The following is a 20711-nucleotide window of genomic DNA, read 5'->3' on the forward strand; positions in this document are numbered from 1 at the left end:
CTCATTTTCGTAATTGTTTTTCGTATTCTTTCATTCTTTCCACATTGACGGAAAGTGTCACCTCGGTTCCTTTAAAACTGTAATCAAAAGGGGCAGATATTTTTATGGCATCCAATACCTGTTGCAGCGTTTCATCCTCCAGTGTTCCGGTAAATTTGTAATTCCGAATCTTAGTTGATTCACAATGAAACCTTACATTATACTTTCGTTCTAATTTTATCAATATTTCTGAAAGTTCTTCTGCAACAAAAACCAACTTGTTATTCTTCCATGAAATATCAGGCAACGGATCAATTTTTTCCTGTATTATTAATTTGGCAGAGGGGGTTATCTCTTCTTTCTTTTTATTATCCACCATAGGTTTATCAGAAGTATCTTCCACCCTCAGTTCTTTTCCTCCCTTAATCAGCACGGCCTTTTGATTGGGGGTCAGATAAATATTTTCAGAATATTTATACCTACTGGCTTCGCTTTCCAACATCACTTTTCCCTCGACCAAAGTGGTTTCTATCGTTTCATCATCTTCGTAAGCTTTCACATTAAACTGTGTCCCCAAGGCCGTTATTTTCATGTCCAGGGCATTTACCACAAAAGGCATTTTCACATTCTTACTTACATCAAAGAAACCTTCGCCGGAAAGAGTCAGGTCTCGGTTTGAAACATTAAAATCAGTCGAATAGCGTAACTTACTGCCCGCGTTTAACCAAACTTTGGTCCCATCAGGTAAAACAATCTCCGATCGGGCACCATACGGAGCTACCACCTCACAATATTGTTTTATGGGTTCTTTTTCCGGGGGCTGTCTGAAAATAAAAAAAGAGGCCAATCCTCCGAATAAGAAAACAACAACCAATACCGCAGCAACCCGTAACAATTTTCTAAAAGGCATTATACTTTGTGGTGAGTTGCTACTACTTCGGGTGTTGATCTTATTTCGGATCTTATCATACAATTCTTCATATTGAATATTCAGGGAGTCGCTATCAGATAAACCGTTTAATTCCCCGGTCATCCATTCTGTCACCTGCTTCTTATCTTTTAACTTCCCATCCAGTTTCCTTAAATCAGACAGGGTGTATTGATTTTTTTCAATCTTTTCTACTAAATATTTAAACTCCTGAAATGTCATATATCATTTCTTTATAGTGGTAATACAACAAACCCGGACAAACTACTCACAAAAAATATAAAAAAATTCGCCTCTCACTATCAAAACACTCACTCACAATACTTTAACCAAGGGAATAGATTGTAAAGAATACGTCATTTCAGATATGACATGCATGAAGAATAAAATGGATCTTTATTGTTTAACAGTCGTATAAACGATAAAAAAAAGGATAAGAGAATCACCGTTCAGTTTACTCTTCACAAATTTACCAGCCCTGTATATTTGATTTTCTACTGTCCGCACAGAAATGTTGAACTTTTTTGCAATTTCGTCATGCGACATGCCTTCCAACCTACTCAAACGAAAAATTCTACGCTGCTGCACAGGAAGCTGGCCAAGGATTTGATCGATTGTTTCTTTCAGTTCACTAAAATAGATTTTATCCTCAATATTGTTTTCAGAAGTATGTTCATTATTCGAGAGGTAATACTGATACTTACGCTCAACCACTCTCCTTTTCAGATGGTTATAAACTTTATTTACCGCTATCCGGAAAAGATAACTTTTTACCGATTTATCCACTTGCAGACTTTTACGGCTTTCCCAAACGCTCAAAAAAACATCCTGAAGAATCTCTTCGGCCTCACCTGTCTCTTTCAGGTATTGTAATATAAAATTCAAAAGTTGCCGGCTATATAAATCATAAAGACTTTTAAAAGCACCGATATCATCTGATTTTATCCGTTCAGTTAATTGATTATTATCGTATTTTGATTGTTCTGCCAAGGTAAATTAAACGGTTTTAGCGTAAACAAAAGTAGAATTTTTATATTATACTTGTCTAAAGTTGAACTTAAATTTAGATTTCGCAAAGTCTGACATTTTGGAGAAATTTTGTGTAAGTTTGAAAAAAATTAGTCATGAAAATAAAAGTTAAGAAACTTGTTCACGGAGTTTTCATCATCTTGTTAATACTTGGTTTTTCGTCTTGCCACAATCTTTTTAATGACGACGACGACCAGCCCGAAACGATATATCTTACTGACTATGAACTTGTCAAAACATATACCCCTATTGTAATAGAGGCAAGTTTAAACGCTTTTATTTCAAAATATCCGGATTTGGAATTCCTGAAGGAGAGAGCAAAATATGGATTCAAGGTTTATAAAATACAGTATAAAACGTCTTTTAAGGGGGAGCCGGTTTTAGCTTCCGGTATTGTTTCTGTTCCTATCGGGGAAGAATTCTTTCCCAGTATCAGTTATCAAAATGGCACCAATACCCTGCATGCAAATGCCCCATCTGTAAATCCAAACAATAATGAATTGTACCTGTTACTTGAATTTGTCGCCTCCACCGGCTTTGTTGTTTCCATGCCCGATTATCTGGGGTTTGGCTCGTCCGACAACATGTTTCATCCTTACCTTCACAAAGAATCAACCGTTCAGGTAGTACTCGATATGTTAAGGGCTGTAGAGGAACTGGCCACACTGAAGGGTTTTTCACTGAACGAAGAGCTGTATCTTACCGGCTACTCACAGGGTGGATGGGCTACCATGCAGGTGCAAAAAGCCATTGAGAATGAATTTTCAGGAGAATTTAACCTGAAGGCAAGCGCCCCCGCCGGAGGCCCTTACGATTTAAATTTTATAAACGAATACATCCTGAACAGGGAAACCTACCCGATGCCTTACTTCTTTGGTTATATGTTTGATAGTTACACCAACCTGGAAGCCATAACCACGCCCATTGATGAGGTTTTTAACTCACCCTACAATACTTTAATCCCGGTTTTATACGATGGCACAAAAAGTGGTGAAGAGATAAATGCAGAACTCACCACCAGCGTTAGTGAACTTTTCACCGCAAATTACCGTCAGAATTATAAAACCGATACGTCTTACTCCTCCATTCTGTCTACTCTCTCAGACAATAGTATAGAAGCCTGGAATACAAGCATCCCAACGCGTATTATACATGGTACTGCCGATAGTTTTGTACCGATGGATGTGGCGACTAATATTTACCAGAGCTTTTTAACAAAAGGAGTTAGTACGGACCGGGTACAACTGGTACCGATTCCTGAAACGGATCATATTGATGGAATTATTCCCGCAGGGTTGTTTTCAATCCAGTGGTTTTTGGAGCTAACTCAGTCTTCTGAATAACTATTCATTTGCTTCCTCGAAATCATCTACAATCTTTCGCAGACGTTTATTCTTCAAGGCTTTGGGATACACGTCAAACAAATATTTTATTTGGGTAAACTCTTGCTCCATGGCAACTTCCAGCATTGCAAAGGCTTCTTTTTCACGCTTACTTTCCAACAGAAGACTCACCATACGGTATTTAAGAAGGGAATCGTCACTTTTTTCCAGCCCTGATTCCAATACCCTGAGGGCATTCTCCAGTTCTCCAAACTTCAGAAAAATATCTACCCAGGTTAGCCATACTTCAGTATTCCCTGCTTCCAAATCAGCGGCTTTTACCAATGCCTTTTCCGCTTCTATCGGTCGGTTATTGTCATTGTAAACTTTAGCCAGCGTGATCCAGTATTCAGTATTGGAGTCATCAATATCCAGGGCTTTTTTTATAAAACCAATACTTTCTTTCCATTTCTTTTCCACCCACTTAATCAATCCCACACCAAACCAGGCAGTATCGTTTTCTTCGTTCAGCTTTATTGCTTTCTGATAATAGTGTTCTGCCTGATCATGGTCATCCAGGTTGAGATAACACTCTCCAATGTAACACCAGGCATCATCATTTTCAGGATCGAATTCCAGGTACTCTGTATATTTTTTTATCGCCTCCTCATACTTTCCTGCATTGGCATAGGCATTCCCAATGTTAAAAAGCGACTGGTCAAAATCCTCGTTTAAAGCCATCGCAAATTCATACGCCTCAACAGCCTTTTCAAATTCCCCGGCTTTATTGTACGAAATCCCCAGATTGAACCAAATGGAAAAGTTAAATGGGTCAATATCGAGGTAACGATTATAATAATCAATACTCTTTTGATATTCTCCTTCCTGATCGCTAAAGAAGCCTAAATCATACAATGCCATCTCATTCTCAGGATTCAGCTTCAGAGAACGTTCGAAATATTGAATGGCCTTTTTAATGTCGCCAGACTGCACATAGGCGGCGCCAATATGATAAAGAATATCATCCTTCTCCACGCCGGAATATTTCAATGCTTTTCTGAATGATCTTTCTGCCTCCCGCTCTTCACCCAGCACCAGCCAGGCCGAACCTTTCATCAGGTGAACATCCGGATTAGTCAACTCAACCTGCTCGGCCAAATCAAGATATTTGAGTGCATTCTGGTATTTTCCTTTGCTCAGTAAAACCTGGGCATATTTAAGTTGAAGCGGAACAGCTCCGGGGTGAATCTGAATTCCCTGCCGGGCTGCAATCTCCGAAGTATTAATATCTCCTTCGTCCAGCAGGTATTCCACAATACCTTCAAATTCAGAAACATCAAAATAACTCTTCCGGCCCGAGGCAAGCGACCGTTTGAAACGGCTAAGCGCTTCATTAATGTTCTCTTCACCGAAATAATGTCGTTCTTCTTTATTCATTCAATCTCAAAAATGAAACTGCGAAATTAACAATTCACACCGAATAAAGAAACCTCTCCTTTTTAAAGGTGTTGTTCCCTTAACAAATCGTTCACGGTCTTCACCGGATTGAACGTTTCAACAGGAACCTCCACAAAAAGGGTGTTCCAGTTGCTCATGGCTCCATTCCAAAGGCCAGGTAATTCCTGTGCCTTCAACTCCTTTCCGTCTTTCGATTTTTTGGAAATAAAACCGGTTGCAGGATCGGTAAATTCTGTCAGGTTATATTTTTCACCCTTGTAATTTTTAACACCACAAACCAAATCGACCGGATTAAAATGGGTGGCATTCTGCAAAATGTTCTGCTGCTGCACACTTTCCGGGTCAATCTGTGAACTTTCCACTATTTGCAGGGAAGTGGTGCCATCAGGGTTTTGGGAAAAAAACGGACCGCCGCCGGCTTCTCCCTCATTTTTGACCATTCCACACACCCGTAGCGGGCGATTATATTTTTCTTTCAGGTAATAATACAATTCCTCTTTTTCAGTATAATACTGATTCTCCGGAGGCTTTACATTCAATGTATTTTCCAAAAAGTTGGCAGCCTCTGCCAAAAAAGCACTTTCGAGAGCCACCGCATCCCTTTCGTTCAGTCGTTTTTGATACCTGAAAATTATTTCCTGAAACTTCAGCAACACACCTGCCAATGCTTTTTTGTAAACAATAGTGGGTTCCTTTAAATGGTCGGGAACCACGTTATCAATATTTTTGATAAAAATAATGTCGGCATCCAAATCATTCAGGTTCTCAATAAGGGCGCCATGCCCGCCCGGACGAAACAGCAAGCTGCCATCGGGTTCACGAAACGGTTCATTATTCAGGTCTACCGCAATGGTATCAGTAGAAGGCTTCTGCTGGCTGAACGACACATCGAAAGTGACGTTCAACTCCTTTTCATACGTTTCTTTTACTCGCTCCAGAATCTCTTGAAATGCCTGTAAATGTTCCGGTGAAACGGTAAAATGAAGCCTCACCACATTTTGATTGTCTTTCGCATAATGCGCTCCTTCAACCAGATGTTCTTCAAACGGGGTGCGTTCTCCTTCAGCGTACTTATGAAATTTAAGTAACCCTTTGGGCAGGGAGCCGTAATTCAATCCTTTTTCATTCAATAAATATTCAATCCAGCTTCTGCAGTTTTTCTTCTCATCATTTTTACCGGCAACTTTCTCTAAGTCAGAAAAAAATGCAAATTTTTCCTTGTTCACGAGAAACTGCCTTGCAGAAGCGTTTTTTATGAGTGTTTCATCGGGGTTATCTGTTTTTTTACAATCTTCCAGCGCTTCGAACAATGCTTTGAACATACGGCTGGCGGCACCCGATGCCGGAACGAATTTGAGTGGTTCGATTCCAGCAGCCATCCCCTGCTCAAATCGTTCACCGCTTTCAGCGATCCCTTTTTCATCAAGTTGTATTATCCCGTTCCCGGTAGTTGCAGCGTCATCAATCTTCAGAAAAGGAAATCCCTTTCTGAAATTTTCAATCTGACCTTCCACCACCTCAAGCCGGCTACCACGTTGTTGTATTTGAACTTTATCTTTTTGAGAAAACATATTTTTCTGTTTTGAATCCATTTTTAAAAATAAAAATAAGATTTAGTATAAAAAACTTTAACGGACATTGTTTCGACACAAACTCGTAATATTTTTCAACATATACGAAAATGACAAGAAACGAAGGCTTTTAAATTTTTAATATATACGCGGGCAAACCGTATGGTTTAGGAAAAGTAAATGACGACCGCCGAATTTTCAGTAATTTTGTTTTTCAATATTGAGATAATGAAGCAACAAACATATACTTGGGGCCACACAAAACGATACAATGATTTCCCAACGTACTTTCGAAGTCTGTTTTCGGAACGGGTACAAAAGGTGTCGGTGGATGCCGGTTTTACGTGTCCCAACCGCGATGGGACAAAAGGACGCGGAGGCTGCACTTACTGTAACAATAAAACCTTTAAACCCACCTACTGCAATCTTGAAAATTCTGTAAGCCACCAGGTACAGCAAGGTATCCGGTTTTTCGAAAAAAAGTACAAATCGATGCGTTTTCTTGCTTATTTCCAGGCCTACACCAGTACCTGGGCCCCGTTGGAAAACCTGATTCCTCTTTACGAAGAAGCACTACAACATCCCAAAATAGTGGGACTGGTAATTTCTACGCGACCCGATGCAGTAGACGAAGCCCTGCTGGATTACCTGGCAGAATTAAGCCAGAAGGTTTATGTAATGGTAGAGTTTGGTCTGGAGTCTCACCTCAACCAGTCGCTGGAAAAAATAAACCGCGGACACACCTTTGCCGATTCGGTTTGGGCACTGGAACAAACGTCCCAAAGAAGCATTAACAACTGCGCACACCTCATTTTAGGATTACCTGGCGAGACCCGCTCCGACTGGCTGGATCAGGCCCGGGTTATTTCACAGCTTCCCGTCAAAAATCTGAAGCTTCATCAGTTACAAATCCACAAAGAAACGGTTTTGGAAAAACAGTACCTCCAGACCCCGGAACAGTTCCAACTTTTCACTGCAGATGAATATATTGAACTGGTGGTGGATTACCTCGAACTGCTCAATCCTAAAATTATAGTAGAACGGTTCATCAGCCAGGCTCCTCCCGGAATGCTCATCGCCCCCAAATGGGGTTTAAAAAATTTTGAGTTTGTGGCCAAAGTAGAAAAACGGCTAAAAGAACGGGATACCTGGCAGGGCAAAAAAATCAGCAAACGCGCCAAACCGGACTGAAAAACATCATTTTAAAACGTTCACAAATTCATCGGGAGATATTTCAGCCAGTGTATTTTTAATAAGGGTAATCAGATAATCACTCCAGTTTAAATTTGGGATAACATTTAAAGCGTTTAAAAAACGTGTCCTGTTATTCTGTAACTCTTTAACAATAAACAAAAAAATCTCCTGATGCTCTTTAATATTGTTTTGGAGTAACAACTCAGCGATACTGCTTACTACCTGTCCATAAAGCTTATCTTTTGACCTGAAATAGTAATGAATGGTCCCTTTATTTACTTCTGCATCAAAAGCAATCTCACGAATAGTTGTTCCATAATATCCGTATAACACAAATTTTTTTCGTGCAACATTTAATATCTTCTCTTCAGTTGTCATTCAAAAGCATTTGTTCCTTTTCTGTTGTCATCCTAAAACGAATAATACTTAACTGGTAGCTGAAGTACAGTTGCTACAATTTAGCATCATTTTGAAATATCTTAAAAAAACGATAAGTATAGAACTCGAATAAGGTGGGTTGCAAAATCACCATGCCAAGAATCTGATTCACCATTTTTATAGAAAAACACTTTCTCGTTTATGGGAATTACATATAAATAACATTTACCCGAATTGTCGTATCTGATTTCAAAATAATTCCGGCATCAGTGAAATTGGGATTATTAAATATCCCAATGGATTCATAGTTGGAAAACCCAACACCTTCTTTGGGTAACATTAAGCCCTTCTTTATTTTTCCATTCTCATCTTCGTCGTGCAAAATATGAACCGCATATTTTCCGGAGGGCAGGTTTTCAAAAGTTACGAAAGAAAATCCGTCCTCAATTTTTGCTGTCAGTTTTCGGTAATAATTCTTATAATTTTCATCAGGAAATGAGTTTGGACTATTATACAATGCAAATTGCACAATACCTTTCGAGTTTCGCAAATTGTCTGCTTCAATGGTCAGCGAATATTTTCCTTTTTCCGGGAGGGAGAACGAAGAAAAAAGAAAAACACCCCACAGTAACCCAACAATCAAAATTATGTTTCTCATTTTTAATATACTTTTTTAATAAATCCTAATAGATAATTACATGTATTTTCTCTTATTCGTTACTATTCAGCATTTTCAGGTTAAGTTTATAACCATTGAATGGCACCTTAAAGAAGAGACGATAAAGAACCGGCACAAAAAGCAGGGTAATCATGGTTGCAAAGAATAGCCCGAAGATAATGGCCAGCGTAAGTGGCTCCCACAGTAAATCACCTGAAAACCACAACGGCAACATTCCCATAGAAGTGGTAAGCGTGGTGAGTATTACCGGTCTGAACCGATTGTTGGCCGCTTTTAAAATAGCATCGCGTCTGTCCACATCAGGTTTTTCTGTAATTTCCACATCAATCCTATCGATAAGAATAATGGAGTTGTTCACCACTATCCCGGCGAGGGCAATCACTCCCAGCACCCCGAAAAAACTCACAAAAGAACCGCCGATAAACCACCCGGCCACCACTCCAATCATTCCCAACGGAATGGAAAGTACAATGATGGTAGCTTTACGAATGGAATTAAACTGAAGCACCAACAGCAGCACAATAATAAAAAACGCCAGAGGCAGATTGGCAAAAATAGCCCCCAGGTTCTCGGCTTTGTCTTCATCTTCACCTCCCAGTTCATACTCGTAACCCAAGTCCCATGTCGTTTTCTGCTCATCCATCCACGGTCCAATGGCCTCAAAAATGTCAGAAGCATTGTAGCCGGGTTCCAGATAAGCTCCCACGGTCATGGTTCTTTTTAAGTCTTTCCTTATCACTTTACCAAATTGCCAGTCAACTTCTACATTGGCCACCTGCGAAAGCGGCACATTCTGATTTCTGGCCGGGGAATAGATATTGAATGCCTGCACTGTTTCAATGTCGTGCTCGTCGCTGTTTTCATTTTTCAGAAAAATGGGAATCTGTTCATCAGCCTCAAAGAAATCGCCTATTTTCATGCCCGACAATCCGGCGTTCAGCGCCAAAGCAATTTCCATGTTGGTTAAGCCGGAGCGTTGTGCTTTATCGGGATCGATACTCACCACCAGCTTTTTAATTTTCGGTCCCCAGTTATCGGTAATATTTTTGGCCCCTTCGATGGTTACCAGCTTCTCTTTCACTTTTTCAGAAATTGCTGCCAGCGTTTCAGGATTGCTTCCTGATATCCGGATCTCCACAGGCGTTCCGGAGGCACCGGCACCTGTTAGCCGGTTCACGCGAATATCGGCATCGGGGATATGGTAAAAGCAAAAACTATCCACTTTGGCAATAATGTAATCGTTGTCTCTGTCACCGGTGGTATTGAGCAACATGTGGGCGTAGCTGGAGTTGGCCTCATTTTTAAAATAACCCAGATCGTAAGGTTCAGGCCCTTCGCCAATAAATGAAGAGAAATCCAGCACACCAGGATTTTGTTTTCCTGTTTCAGAGTTGACAATAAGGTTTTCCAGAATATAATCACCAATACTGTTCACCGCTTGTTCGGTATATTCCATCTGCGTACCTGAAGGAAACTTGATATCCACGGTAACCAGGTTCCGATCGCTGTCAGGAACCAGCTTAAAAGGCAGAAACTGCACCAGGGACACCGCTACAACAAACAATACCAAAATGAACCCCAGAAAAAGAAATGGTTTCTTCAAAACCCGGAAAAGTAATCTGTTGTACCACAAATTCAGTTTCTGCATATTCCGGTCGATAAAATTCTCCTTCTTCTCCTCATTTCGGACTTTTATTTTAACAATAAGCACAGCAAGTAGTGGAATAAAGGTAAAGGCAAGGAACCAGGAAGCCAGTAAAGTTGTACTTACCACCCAGAACAATTGTGAAGAGATTTCACCCATTGGGGTACGAGCCAGGGCAAAAGGCAAAAAGGCCGCGGAAGTGGTAAGGGAAGAAATAAGTAATGGAATAAGTAAAATTTTCCCGGAATAGACACTTGCTTCAAATGCCGAAAGCCCCCGTTTCATACTAACCATTATAGATTCGGAAATCACAATACCGTTATCCACCAGCAGCCCCAATGAAATGATAAGTGCTGCCAGCGAAACCTTGTTAAACCCAAGATGGAGAATTTCAAGAAAGAAAAAAGAAGTAAGAATGACCATTGGGATAAGAAGTGCTACCAGTGAACCCGTGCGAAACCCCAGGAACAGAAGCATTACTGCCAAAACAATGAGGATACTTTGCGCCAGGTTTACCAGAAAGTCGTTCACCTGCCCGTGCACCACCTGATCCTGCGAAGCCGATCGCACCACTTCTACCCCCAGTGGCAGGTTGCTGTTTATCCGGACCAACGCCTCGTCAACCTCTTCACCCAACCGCACAATATTGGCCCCGTCCTTTAGTGAAATGAACAGGGCAACAGCCGGCTTACCGTTAATTTTTACCAGTTTTTGACGAGGAGTGATGTAATCGCGGTAAATACGGCTGGTAATATCTTCCAGATAAACCGAAGTCCCGGCAGAAGTTGGGATCAATATCTTTTGAAGGTCTGCAATGGTTTCAAAACTCCCCGATGGCTCCAGCACAATACGCTGGCGGCCCATGTTAATTTCACCCCCCGGATAAAGGATGTTTGTAGCCGAAACAATATTCCGAAGTTTCATAGCATCCAGTCCGTAATGAGCCAATTGTTTATCGTCAAACTCAATAAAAATACGCTCTTCCTGTACACCCCCGTATTTAATTTTGGCCGCATCCGGAAGCAGCAAAAGCTCATCGCGCACATCTTTTGCATAGTCTTCCAGTTTGTTATATGAAACACCATCACCTGTGACACCAAGGATTATTCCAAATACGGTTCCAATGTCCTCGTCTTTCACTACCGGGCCAAAAATACCCTGCGGAAGAACCGGTTTTAAATCTTCCACCTTGTTGCGCAGGGTAGTCCATACAGACTGCAACTCTTTTCCATCTACAGTAGTAACCAGTTCAACCGTAATTACCGACAACCCGGGCCGTGATTCACTGGTAATGGTCTTCACCTCCGCCACTTCGCGAATAATCTCTTCCAGCGGCTCTGTAACCAACGCTTCCACCTTTTGCGGGTCGGCACCGGGGAATTGCGTAACTACGCTGGCTATCCGAACCGTATAGGGAGGCATGCTGTCGCGTTCCAACTCAAAGTAGTTGCCGATTCCGATAATGGCCACCACCAGAATGGCGATGAGGGTTATCCGGCTGTTATTTAATGTAACTTTTGTAAGATTCATAATAAACTAATCAAAAAATGACGGTTCTATTTTTCCTCACCAAGTAGTTTCACCTTCCGGCCATCATATAAAAAGCTCAGGCCTGCAGTTATCACTATCTCCCTGCTTCTCAACCCATCTAATACTTCGTACCCACCGGCTTGCAATTCCCCCAGTCTAACCTTTCGTTTTTCAGCAACATAAATCTCTTCCTCATTGATTTTGGTTGCCACATACACAAAATCGCCCGTTTGGTCATGACCAACGGCGTCGGAGGCAATGACTATCCCATACCCTGATTGCTTCTCTTCATGCAGGGAAATCTCCACGGTACCGGTCATTCCCGGGAATAAACGGACACTGGGTTCAGCTAAACGAACAATAACCGGATAGGCTGAGGCATTGGGGATACCGGGACTTACTTCAGTAATAATCCCCTGAAAAACTTTTTCAGGAAATGCCCCAAACTGTACTGTTACCTCCTGGCCTCGCTTGATTTGGCTGATGAGGTTTTCCGGCACAGCTGTTTTTACCTCCAGGCTGTTTACTGCAGCCAGCACCACAACAGGATGCCCCGAACCGGTCATTTCGTTTTCTTTTGCCATTACGGAAGAAATCACCCCATCAAAAGGCGCTCTCAAAAACGTATACTCCAGTTGATTTCGTGCAGCGTCGAGTTGAGACCGGGCAGTTTTCACCATACTTTCAGCCGACTCAAACTGCGTTTTTGCTTTTTCATAATCGCTCAGGGAAACATTATTGTTCACATACAGATTTTCAACCCGCAAAAAAGCCGACCTGGCAGCGGCCAACTGGGCTTTTGCGCTTTTAAGGGAAGCCTCTGCTTTATTGTAACTGATGCGATAGTCGGTAGTATCCAGACGGGCCAGCAAAGTTCCGCGTTTCACCGTATCGCCCATGTCAACAGTTACCTGCTTGATCAAACCGCCCACCTTGAAACTCAGTTTTGCCTCTGTAGCTGCCCGGGTTACCCCCGAAAACGATCGTACGTTTTGGTTAATATCCTTCCCTGCTTCCTGGTAAAAAACCGGACGAATAGCTTCTTTCTTTTCTTCTTTCCTTCCGCAACCGGACAGCAGCAGGGCACCTAAAACGAATATTTGTATCTTTATTTTCATAGTTCTTTTTTTATTCTTGAGTTAAATAATTTAATAGTCGATTGGCATACTGTACCCTTTCGGAGTCATCCTCCAAAAAGGAAAAATTACCTTGAAGCCGTTCTGTATTAACATAATCCAGAACGTACTGGTAACGTGCCCCCAACGCCATCTGCCGGGTTTGTATCATCACACTTTGCGCATCGGTAAGCTGCGCTACATTGGCCATTCCCTGTGCATAGGCGTCCTGAGTGGCATGAAAGTTTTCTTTGGCAGCACGGGCTGCGTTTTCGGCCAGTTCCATTTCACGGTATGAGGTCTGAAGGAATTGCACATTGGAGCGGATCCCCATTTCCAGCTTATTCAGCAAATCTTCTTTTTGCCATGCAATCTTCTCCTGCTCAATAGCTGCCTTTTGTATTTCATTTTTTTTTCTGCCCCCCTCAAAAATGGGAATACTCACGCGAAGGCCCAGATTCCAGGTAATATCGTCTGGTGGCGGAGGAACGGGTAGTTGGGGATTACGAATAACCCCTTCCCGGACAAATGCCTGATCGGCGCTCCCTACAAGTGCCACTTCCGGCAAATACATTTGCCGGATCTTCATTAGTTTTTGCCGGTCAACTATCTCTCCGGCAGTTGCCAGTTGTTCCAATTCAGGAGAATAAGCCATCATTTCGTTCATGAGAAAATCCGCATATTTTTCGGACAATAACGGATTGCTGAAATAAAAATCCAGAATATGCTGATGTTGTAAAATGGTTTTACTGACATCCACCGAATCAGGGGTGGCAATGCTATTCCCCACAGGCTGATCAAGCTGTTCGTTTAACCGATACATGGCTGCCTTATACCGTGCTTCAGCATCATTTAAATCCATCTTACCAATGTTCAGTTCACTGATCCATCGATTGACATCCGAAACACTGCCCTCACCGCTTTTCTCTTTTGCTTTGGACAGTTCCAGATTTTGGAGTGTGGCACCTATGTTTTCATTTTTTATTTGAAGGTTGTTTTTGGCAAACAACAATGAAATATAGGCCTCCGAAACATTGAGTACAATATCAAGTATTGTTTGCCTGTTGCTCTGTTTTGCATTTTCGGCCATCAATTTCTTCAGGGCAATGTTTGCATAGGCCGCTTCAGAATAAATTATCTGCTTCAACGACACAGAGCCAGTAATGGTAAACTCCCCTTTCTGTCCCATAGCAGATTCCACCAAATTCTCACTCAATTGAACAGCGGTTCCTGAAGCTTCTATCTGCGGCAAAATATTGGCTTGGGCAATACGAATGTCCTTTTCAGCTATCCGCAAGTCCTGGTCGGTTATTTTTCCCTGAAGGTTGTTTTCCAATGCCAGGGCAATGGCCTTGTGCAAGGTTAATTCTTCCCCCGGTATTTTAGACACATTCAGCAAAATGGCATTGTCAAGTTCATCCCATTGGGGGAAATGGCCCGTTAACCGCAAACCTTCCATGTTTATAATTGGATTCCGCTCTGGTTTATCTGTCACGGCCAAAACATCATACAGGCTGTTTTCTTCAGTGGCCTTTACAACCCTTACGGCCACCTGCCGGGCTACCTGCTGAAAAGCACGCGAAGGAGTGAAAGTTATGGTGGCGCCACGTTCGAGGTAAGTTGATCCGGTTACTGATAAAGAAGGAATACCCTGTTCATTCAAACCGGAAAAAATCTCCGTTATGGCCGTATCAGAATGCTGAATTAAAGGAAAAACCATGGCCGCATCGGTTCCAACCGGTAATTGCTCCAGCGGGTTCTCATTTTTCTCAACCGGTATAAATGAAACAGTAAATGAATTTTCATTACCCGTTAAATAAGTATCTATAACACGAAATTCGGAATAGAGGGCGTGGGGAATAATAACTGCAAGGTTACTGAATTCAAAAATACGGGCAAAAGAATGCATGTCTTTTTTCAGCTGGATAAACGATTCAATCCACGAAAAATGCAGCATATCCGAATTTTTACCGGATTGCGCCGGCAGCTCTTGCAACTCCGGGTCTAAAACAGTAGCGGCAATTACCGGCTTGGAATAAACGGGAAGCCTGGCCGCCGCTTCGGAAGAAAGAAATCCCAGTGTAACCACTACATCCACCTCCGGATCTTGTAAAAAGTCCTGCAGGCTTTCTGTGGCTCTTGATGGCTGCCAGTTCGCACTCAGTTCTTTAAAAATAGCCCCTTCCCCTGCATTGGCAAGGGCTTCAATTTCGGTTTTTACCTGTCGGGATAGTAATTCAAATTCTTTCCCCCATGCATCGGCAACAATACCCACATTAACCGGCTGAGAATAAAGCACCAACGGATAAACAAACAAGATAAAAACAGTACTTAAAATAATAGATATTCGACTCATATTAAATAAATTAATCTGCGATTGATTGGTATTTCCGGAGATCGCGAATCATCTTTTCGGCCAGTTGCATATCATTCATTAATACCTGAAAACTGTTAAGGATTTTTCGAACCAGAATTTTGGTTTCCGCATGGATTATAAAAATATTTTGTGCTTTCCCCCGATCGATTAACCTGGTAAGATAACCTTTGGCCACTCCTTTAATGCGCGATATAATTTTTTCAGCGCCGTTGTATTTCCGATGCAAATCTTTATCGAAAATCACGGTAAGGTAATACGGTTTTTGTTTAAATAACTGATACAAATGCCTGAAAAGCATTTCAAACTCTGCAGCAGGAGCGTCCTGTGCGGAGGCAGTTTCATCCACAATTTCTTTCAACTCTTTTTCCAGCTGCAATAAAAGCTGTTCTAAAATTTGCTCCTCATTCCTGGCCAGGGTGAAAATATCGAACCCCAGCGCCCCTGATTGGTCTGAAAGCTTTCTGAAGCTGAATGCCGGTGGTCGGTTTTCAGCGGGAAATCTTCCACTTGATTCAATTGCCCGTTTTTCTGTTTTTATATCCATGTCTTTCAATGTTAATTAATACTCACTAACTTCTTTTATACAAAAAATACATTTCATTCGTTTTCAAGAAACACACAAAGTTAGTTAATGTTTACTAACAAACAATTAAATTAATAATTTTTACCGTTATTTTTTAGAAATTAAGAGTTTAACTGCCTGAACTAATTGGGTTCCTTCCTTTTCCAGGTTGAATGCAAAACCGGCAAACTGCCATTTTTTTACAAAAAGCCGCAGGGTACCCATTATGAAAACAACCAGGTGGCCTGCATCAATATCAGTCCTGATCTCATCTTTCTGCTGCCCTTCTTTTAAAATGGCGAGCAATGTCTGGTTGTTGTGCTCAATTACTTCTGAAATTTTACTTATAAGCTTTTCTTCATTCCGGAAAATTTCTTCTGAAAATATTACCGAGGCCAGCGACGGTTTTTGGGCAAACGAGTGAAAATGTTTCTCAAACAAACGTCCTATTTTATCCACGGCTGGTTCACTTGAATTCCTTTCTGATTCAAATATCTTGCTGGTATTACTTTTCAGCATGTCGAGCACAGCAATTAAAATCTGTATTTTATTTTCGAAATGCCGGTAAATGGCCGGCTCGGTAATGCCCAGTTTTTTCGACAGGTTTTTAATGGTTAATCCCTGAATACCCTTTTCATTGATTAATTCGAGGGCCGTTTCAATTATTTCCTGTTGCCGTTCAGTATGCATAATCTCCTATTTTACGATTCAAAATTAGTTTATAATTACTAACTGCCAATAGTTTTAAAATTTTTCCAAACAATTCACAGAAAGGTTTCCCAACCCTTCTTTTCCTTTCCTACAATATTTCCATCCGCGCACTTTCAATATTCTTATCAGTTCGCGGTTTAATACCCCATGGGCTACCACCACAGCCAAATCATTTTGGAGGGCAAATTTTACCAGTTCATCCGTAAAAACATTCAGCTCTTTCAAACGTTCCCTGTAGCCATTTTTTTCTCCCGGATTTATACCAGCCATCCAGGAAATTCGAGAAACAAAAAGCCACCCTTTTACGGGAAATTGCAAAACAGGTACCGGTATCACCGGGTAATCAAGTTCGGTCAATACACTGTCAGCTTTTAATACTGCATGTTGGCCAAAAAGTATTTCACCCGTTTTCAACGCCCGGGACTGCGGGCTGCAAAATACCGTATCCAAACTTTCATGATTCTTTATTCTCCGCAGCACCTTGTCCGGATCAAATGCCTTTATACCAGCAACATTGTATGTTTCTTTGTATTCCATCGTTTTTTTTGAGGTTCCCCAGCCCGGTTTTTTCAAATCAACTGCAGCATGTCGGATAAGATAAATTTTAGGATTTCCCCGGAGGGTTGTTCCTGTAAGTAATAATAGGGCAAAAATAATTTTCGTCATTATATTTAAAACTGGTAATTCACAGAAAAAACAAACAGCCTGTCATCGGAACTGGCGGCATACGAAACACTTCCTACGGCCATATCGAAGGGAGAAAACCATAACCCCAGGCCGGTTCCGTTGTGCCATTTTTTTGAATTCTCCCCTTCAAGCCAAACCCTGCCCACATCGTTAAAAAGCAGTACCCCCGCCGTGCCGTTGAGCAGGTAGGTTTGAAAATGCTTCATCCGGATGCGCACTTCCGCATTCAGGTAAAGCGATGCATCCCCATAAAAACGATTTTCCCTATACCCGCGCAAATTATCCGTTCGCCCCAATGTGGCTGCTTCATGGAAAGTATAATCCCCAAACAATTTTTCACCACCAACCCGGATGGCATATACCACACGTGGCCGCTGTGAGAAGCTGAAGTAATTCATCCAGTCGCCGGAAAGTTTCACAAAATTTTTTGCGCTTTTATTGAGTCCGGAAAAATAACTTCCCCTGGTTTTCAGGTACATTCCCCGGGAAGGAAAGATGTTGCTGCCCGCAAACTCCTCCTCGGTTTTCCGTTCCATGTCCGCCAATGTATTCCATTCATAGTTGAAATGAGCACCGAGGTATGCATGGGCTGCCAGGTCTTCTGCCGCCAATCCACTTTCGGGCCGGGCAATAAAACGTCCGGTGGTTTGCTCTGGATCGATAAAATGGTAAAACACTCCCGGACCTGCTTTATGACGCTGGTCTTCATCCAGCTTCTTCACAAAATCAATCTCCGCTAATAAACGACGCATACGTAGGCGATAATACTCTTTATCAGAGCGCGAAACCTCCCATTCCGTTTCGTTTCCCATACCAAAGTAGTTTCCGGCATATTCCGGAGAATTATAATATGTACTCAAATTTATTTCCACGCGCCGTAACGGAAAGTTTTGCTGCGTGCGGAAATGAATATTAAAGGCGCTGCTTGCCAAGGCATAATTTCCCAAAAATTCGTACCGTTGCTGCCGGTACCTTGAGTATTTGGTAAAAACCGGGCCGCCTCCCATAAAAATGCCGTCATCGGGGTTGTAGCCGGAAAATATCCCCGGATAAACCATATTGTATTCAAAATGTTCCCTGTCGTATTCCAATGCTTTGGGAGCGTACTGGTTTTTCAGTCTTCTATGAAGTATGGGTGAAATCCTGGTACTCTTTTTATCGTAAACTGAAATTTTCTTAGAATTTAGCACTTCCCCTGAAATGATCTGGTCTTTATCCTTCCCGCCAATGATATTTATTTCCGTTTTTAAAGAATAATTTCCATTCATTTCAAACTGGTCATCTCCGCCCAACCCATAAAGGTGAATTTTTCCGGTCTCAGCCCCATAAAATTTACGGTGATAAAATCTACGGCCTTTCTGCCCGTTCTCTTTACGCGTATATCCTGAAATCTGAAAAAGCGTGTCTGAAAGCGTCAGGATTTCGAAATAATCAGACTCCGATGTTCCGGTAATGCTGACTTCCTTTGCCAGCGACAGGTAAAGCTTGCGGGCCATGGATTCCAGGTTTTCAATCCGGGCTCTCAGGATACGGGCCGTTTCAGCCCCACATAATGGATAAACTTCGCGGGGAAAAGAGTGCATGGCCTCATTTATTTTTTGAGGAGACAACAAAACCTGCAGCGAATCGATTTGCCGAAGCCAGGCTTCCCAACTACTTTGTGTAAGAAAGAAACGATCAAAATAACGGGCGTTGAATGATTGTCCGTCCATATTCTCCGTATATTCAGTAAACCCCTGTATTTTAGGAATCAGCCACCGTCGCGCAGCAATCCATGGAATAACACCATCATTGACAAAAAATGCCTGGTCACGGTCACGCGGAACGGGTTTATAAACCGTTTGTCCATTTGTTTCAAAACCGGCCCATCGCCACTGATCTTCGTGACGATCCCAGTCATTTATTACCATGTCAAACAGACGGGCGCGCAGCACCGCATCTTCATCAACCAAATGAATGGAGGAAGCAGTGATTTTTTCCATCACTTTTGCAGTGGAAATAATGTTATCCGAATACCCGAAACTTACCACATCGCTGAGGTCTCCATCGGGGCGTTCCTCGAACAAAAACAATTTCCCGGCCACATCATGCCGGTAAATACCAAACCGTGTGTCATCGGGCACGTATACCAGTTCCGGATTCGTATGAAAGACTCCCGCATATTCTGCCAGCGAAGCCACCACCGGAGCTGCGTAAGGATTAGACGCCGAAATCTGATCCTGCACTAAATCCAGGGCAAAGGTTTTATTCAGCTCCTCAGGAACAGCACCTTCCACATTTTTTTCGATGGATCGGAGTACATACTCCCTACCACCTTTGTCTTCCAACCGCAATGAAAAGGTTTGCTGTCCTCCACCCCGTTTTACAATTTTCAGTCCTCCTTTTTTTTCACCGATATCAAATACCGGTACCTTCACCGGAGTAGCCCACACATCCCGGTAATTTTCACCCAACCAGGTGTACCTCCGCTTCGAAATATTATATTTTTCACTGGCAACCGCAATCACGCTGTCTCGCAACTGCACTTTAACAGCAGAACCATGTATGCTTCCGGTAAAATCTTTTTCATAAATAACTTTACTAAAAATCGCTTTGTTAGAATTAAAAAAAGTAAGAGAACATGCACCTTCCGGAGAGAAAGAGAGTTGCGCAAAACCTTTTTCCGCTGAACCAAACCCGGGTAAATTCTTTCGCACATGCTCCCCTTTTTGCCAGGAACCTGAAATTATAAAATGGGAATTGTCCTGCAGAAAATACTGCATATTGGCTTCTCCTGCAGAAACATAGGCTACATCCGGGTATTTCCTCAAAATTGAAAGTAACCCATTCCTAAAATCCTTAAAGTCGGGATGCTGGTTGTCGTAACGGGTACCTGGAAATTTTCGGTAAAAAGTGTAAGGCAAATGCGCGAACCACTGCCCAACCGAAAAATAACCACTGGTATTTCCATAACTTTTCAGGGAATGGTGGCCGGCTATTACTACATGCTTACCGGAATAATGCCGGCGGATGGCATCCTCTATCAGAACAAGCACATCACGATGGGTTTCGATTCCACATTTACTAAAGCGACGGTCGTATTTATGCACCCACCACCAGGTGTCAATCAGAATAATGACAAGGTGATTGGAAAGCACTACTTCAAATGGGCCGGGACAAGCTACTTCTGGTGAAAAAACCGGATTGTCCCATTCTTCAGGTAATAATTCATTCCATTTTTTAATAAAGTCCTTGCCTTCACGGGAGCCACCTGCCCATTCTGCTTTACCGGGAGCAATCAGTAAGGGTTGATTCTTATCGGGCAATAATTCATGGGAAATTTGACCGGTTTGGGGATCTACGGCATTGCCTGCCAGCAAAACGGCATAACCTTCCTGCATTCCAATCTGCCTTTTCCACTGTTTTAAAAGGTCATTTTCTGTATTTACCCCGAAAGTATTTCCGGAAACAAAAACGTTGAATACTTTTTCTTCCTGAGCATAAATGAAACTCCCCTGGTACAGCAAAAGCAAAAGAAACCAATATTTTTTACCCCCTCTCATTTGA

15 protein-coding genes are annotated in these 20711 nt (G+C 42.0%); 2 read left to right on the top strand and 13 right to left on the bottom strand.

Features of this window, described 5'->3' with window-relative positions; translation table 11 throughout:
- Position 1 precedes the first annotated feature (1 nt).
- Both D1164_RS15310 and D1164_RS15315 read right to left on the bottom strand, forming a co-directional pair.
- A complete protein-coding gene (locus tag D1164_RS15310; RefSeq protein WP_119348351.1) occupies positions 2-1129 on the bottom strand; it encodes a FecR family protein in 1128 nt (375 codons plus the stop codon).
- Positions 1130-1303: 174 nt separating this feature from the next.
- Positions 1304-1897, bottom strand: coding sequence for an RNA polymerase sigma-70 factor (locus D1164_RS15315; RefSeq protein ID WP_119348352.1), 594 nt, complete (start codon positions 1895-1897; stop codon positions 1304-1306).
- Positions 1898-2031: 134 nt separating this feature from the next.
- On the opposite strand from D1164_RS15315, the gene D1164_RS15320 reads away from it, so the two are divergent.
- Positions 2032-3279, top strand: coding sequence for an alpha/beta hydrolase family protein (locus D1164_RS15320; protein ID WP_119348353.1), 1248 nt, complete (start codon positions 2032-2034; stop codon positions 3277-3279).
- On the opposite strand, the gene D1164_RS15325 is transcribed toward D1164_RS15320, so the two are convergent.
- Positions 3280-4695, bottom strand: coding sequence for a tetratricopeptide repeat protein (locus D1164_RS15325; RefSeq protein WP_119348354.1), 1416 nt, complete (start codon positions 4693-4695; stop codon positions 3280-3282).
- A gap of 62 nt (positions 4696-4757) precedes the next feature.
- Positions 4758-6308, bottom strand: a complete 1551-nt coding sequence (locus D1164_RS15330) for a DUF4301 family protein (protein ID WP_241558242.1) — start codon at positions 6306-6308, stop codon at positions 4758-4760.
- Between the two features lie 207 nt (positions 6309-6515).
- Here D1164_RS15330 and D1164_RS15335 point away from each other — a divergent pair, with 207 nt between their 5' ends.
- Positions 6516-7478: a TIGR01212 family radical SAM protein gene (locus D1164_RS15335; RefSeq protein ID WP_119348355.1), complete on the top strand. Its 963-nt coding sequence runs from the start codon at positions 6516-6518 to the stop codon at positions 7476-7478.
- A gap of 6 nt (positions 7479-7484) precedes the next feature.
- On the opposite strand, the gene D1164_RS15340 is transcribed toward D1164_RS15335, so the two are convergent.
- The 9 genes from D1164_RS15340 to D1164_RS15380 form a co-directional block, all read right to left on the bottom strand.
- Positions 7485-7859 carry a TetR/AcrR family transcriptional regulator gene (locus tag D1164_RS15340; RefSeq protein WP_119348356.1) on the bottom strand — a complete coding sequence of 125 codons (375 nt, stop codon included), beginning with the start codon at positions 7857-7859 and terminating at the stop codon, positions 7485-7487.
- A 208-nt stretch (positions 7860-8067) separates the two neighbouring features.
- Complete coding sequence (locus D1164_RS15345) at positions 8068-8517, bottom strand: DUF2141 domain-containing protein (RefSeq protein WP_206610900.1); 450 nt, start codon at positions 8515-8517, stop codon at positions 8068-8070.
- A gap of 52 nt (positions 8518-8569) precedes the next feature.
- The gene (locus D1164_RS15350; protein ID WP_119348357.1) at positions 8570-11713 is read right to left on the bottom strand and encodes an efflux RND transporter permease subunit; all 3144 of its coding nucleotides are present in this window, start codon (positions 11711-11713) and stop codon (positions 8570-8572) included.
- Between the two features lie 26 nt (positions 11714-11739).
- Positions 11740-12831, bottom strand: a complete 1092-nt coding sequence (locus D1164_RS15355; RefSeq protein ID WP_119348358.1) for an efflux RND transporter periplasmic adaptor subunit — start codon at positions 12829-12831, stop codon at positions 11740-11742.
- A 10-nt stretch (positions 12832-12841) separates the two neighbouring features.
- Positions 12842-15184: a TolC family protein gene (locus D1164_RS15360; RefSeq protein ID WP_119348359.1), complete on the bottom strand. Its 2343-nt coding sequence runs from the start codon at positions 15182-15184 to the stop codon at positions 12842-12844.
- Positions 15185-15194: 10 nt separating this feature from the next.
- Complete coding sequence (locus D1164_RS15365; protein WP_147371991.1) at positions 15195-15749, bottom strand: hypothetical protein; 555 nt, start codon at positions 15747-15749, stop codon at positions 15195-15197.
- A gap of 126 nt (positions 15750-15875) precedes the next feature.
- On the bottom strand, positions 15876-16457 hold the full coding sequence (locus D1164_RS15370; RefSeq protein ID WP_119348361.1) for a TetR/AcrR family transcriptional regulator: 582 nt from the start codon (positions 16455-16457) through the stop codon (positions 15876-15878).
- A 54-nt stretch (positions 16458-16511) separates the two neighbouring features.
- On the bottom strand, positions 16512-17144 hold the full coding sequence (locus tag D1164_RS15375; protein ID WP_119348362.1) for a phosphoglycerate mutase family protein: 633 nt from the start codon (positions 17142-17144) through the stop codon (positions 16512-16514).
- A 5-nt stretch (positions 17145-17149) separates the two neighbouring features.
- Positions 17150-20707 carry a BamA/TamA family outer membrane protein gene (locus D1164_RS15380; protein ID WP_119348363.1) on the bottom strand — a complete coding sequence of 1186 codons (3558 nt, stop codon included), beginning with the start codon at positions 20705-20707 and terminating at the stop codon, positions 17150-17152.
- Positions 20708-20711: the final 4 nt, after the last annotated feature.

This window comes from Mariniphaga sediminis (assembly GCF_003573545.1).
Lineage (GTDB): Bacteria > Bacteroidota > Bacteroidia > Bacteroidales > Prolixibacteraceae > Mariniphaga > Mariniphaga sediminis.

What these genes read in the sequence shown, in the direction of transcription:
- D1164_RS15380 (WP_119348363.1), bottom strand. Translation starts at nt 20,707, where the DNA reads ATGAGAGGGGGTAAAAAATATTGGTTTCTTTTGCTTTTGCTGTACCAG.
- D1164_RS15350 (WP_119348357.1), bottom strand. Translation starts at nt 11,713, where the DNA reads ATGAATCTTACAAAAGTTACATTAAATAACAGCCGGATAACCCTCATC.
- D1164_RS15375 (WP_119348362.1), bottom strand. Translation starts at nt 17,144, where the DNA reads ATGACGAAAATTATTTTTGCCCTATTATTACTTACAGGAACAACCCTC.
- D1164_RS15360 (WP_119348359.1), bottom strand. Translation starts at nt 15,184, where the DNA reads ATGAGTCGAATATCTATTATTTTAAGTACTGTTTTTATCTTGTTTGTT.
- D1164_RS15345 (WP_206610900.1), bottom strand. Translation starts at nt 8,517, where the DNA reads ATGAGAAACATAATTTTGATTGTTGGGTTACTGTGGGGTGTTTTTCTT.
- D1164_RS15310 (WP_119348351.1), bottom strand. Translation starts at nt 1,129, where the DNA reads ATGACATTTCAGGAGTTTAAATATTTAGTAGAAAAGATTGAAAAAAAT.
- D1164_RS15320 (WP_119348353.1), top strand. Translation starts at nt 2,032, where the DNA reads ATGAAAATAAAAGTTAAGAAACTTGTTCACGGAGTTTTCATCATCTTG.
- D1164_RS15340 (WP_119348356.1), bottom strand. Translation starts at nt 7,859, where the DNA reads ATGACAACTGAAGAGAAGATATTAAATGTTGCACGAAAAAAATTTGTG.
- D1164_RS15365 (WP_147371991.1), bottom strand. Translation starts at nt 15,749, where the DNA reads ATGGATATAAAAACAGAAAAACGGGCAATTGAATCAAGTGGAAGATTT.
- D1164_RS15370 (WP_119348361.1), bottom strand. Translation starts at nt 16,457, where the DNA reads ATGCATACTGAACGGCAACAGGAAATAATTGAAACGGCCCTCGAATTA.
- D1164_RS15335 (WP_119348355.1), top strand. Translation starts at nt 6,516, where the DNA reads ATGAAGCAACAAACATATACTTGGGGCCACACAAAACGATACAATGAT.
- D1164_RS15325 (WP_119348354.1), bottom strand. Translation starts at nt 4,695, where the DNA reads ATGAATAAAGAAGAACGACATTATTTCGGTGAAGAGAACATTAATGAA.
- D1164_RS15330 (WP_241558242.1), bottom strand. Translation starts at nt 6,308, where the DNA reads ATGGATTCAAAACAGAAAAATATGTTTTCTCAAAAAGATAAAGTTCAA.
- D1164_RS15355 (WP_119348358.1), bottom strand. Translation starts at nt 12,831, where the DNA reads ATGAAAATAAAGATACAAATATTCGTTTTAGGTGCCCTGCTGCTGTCC.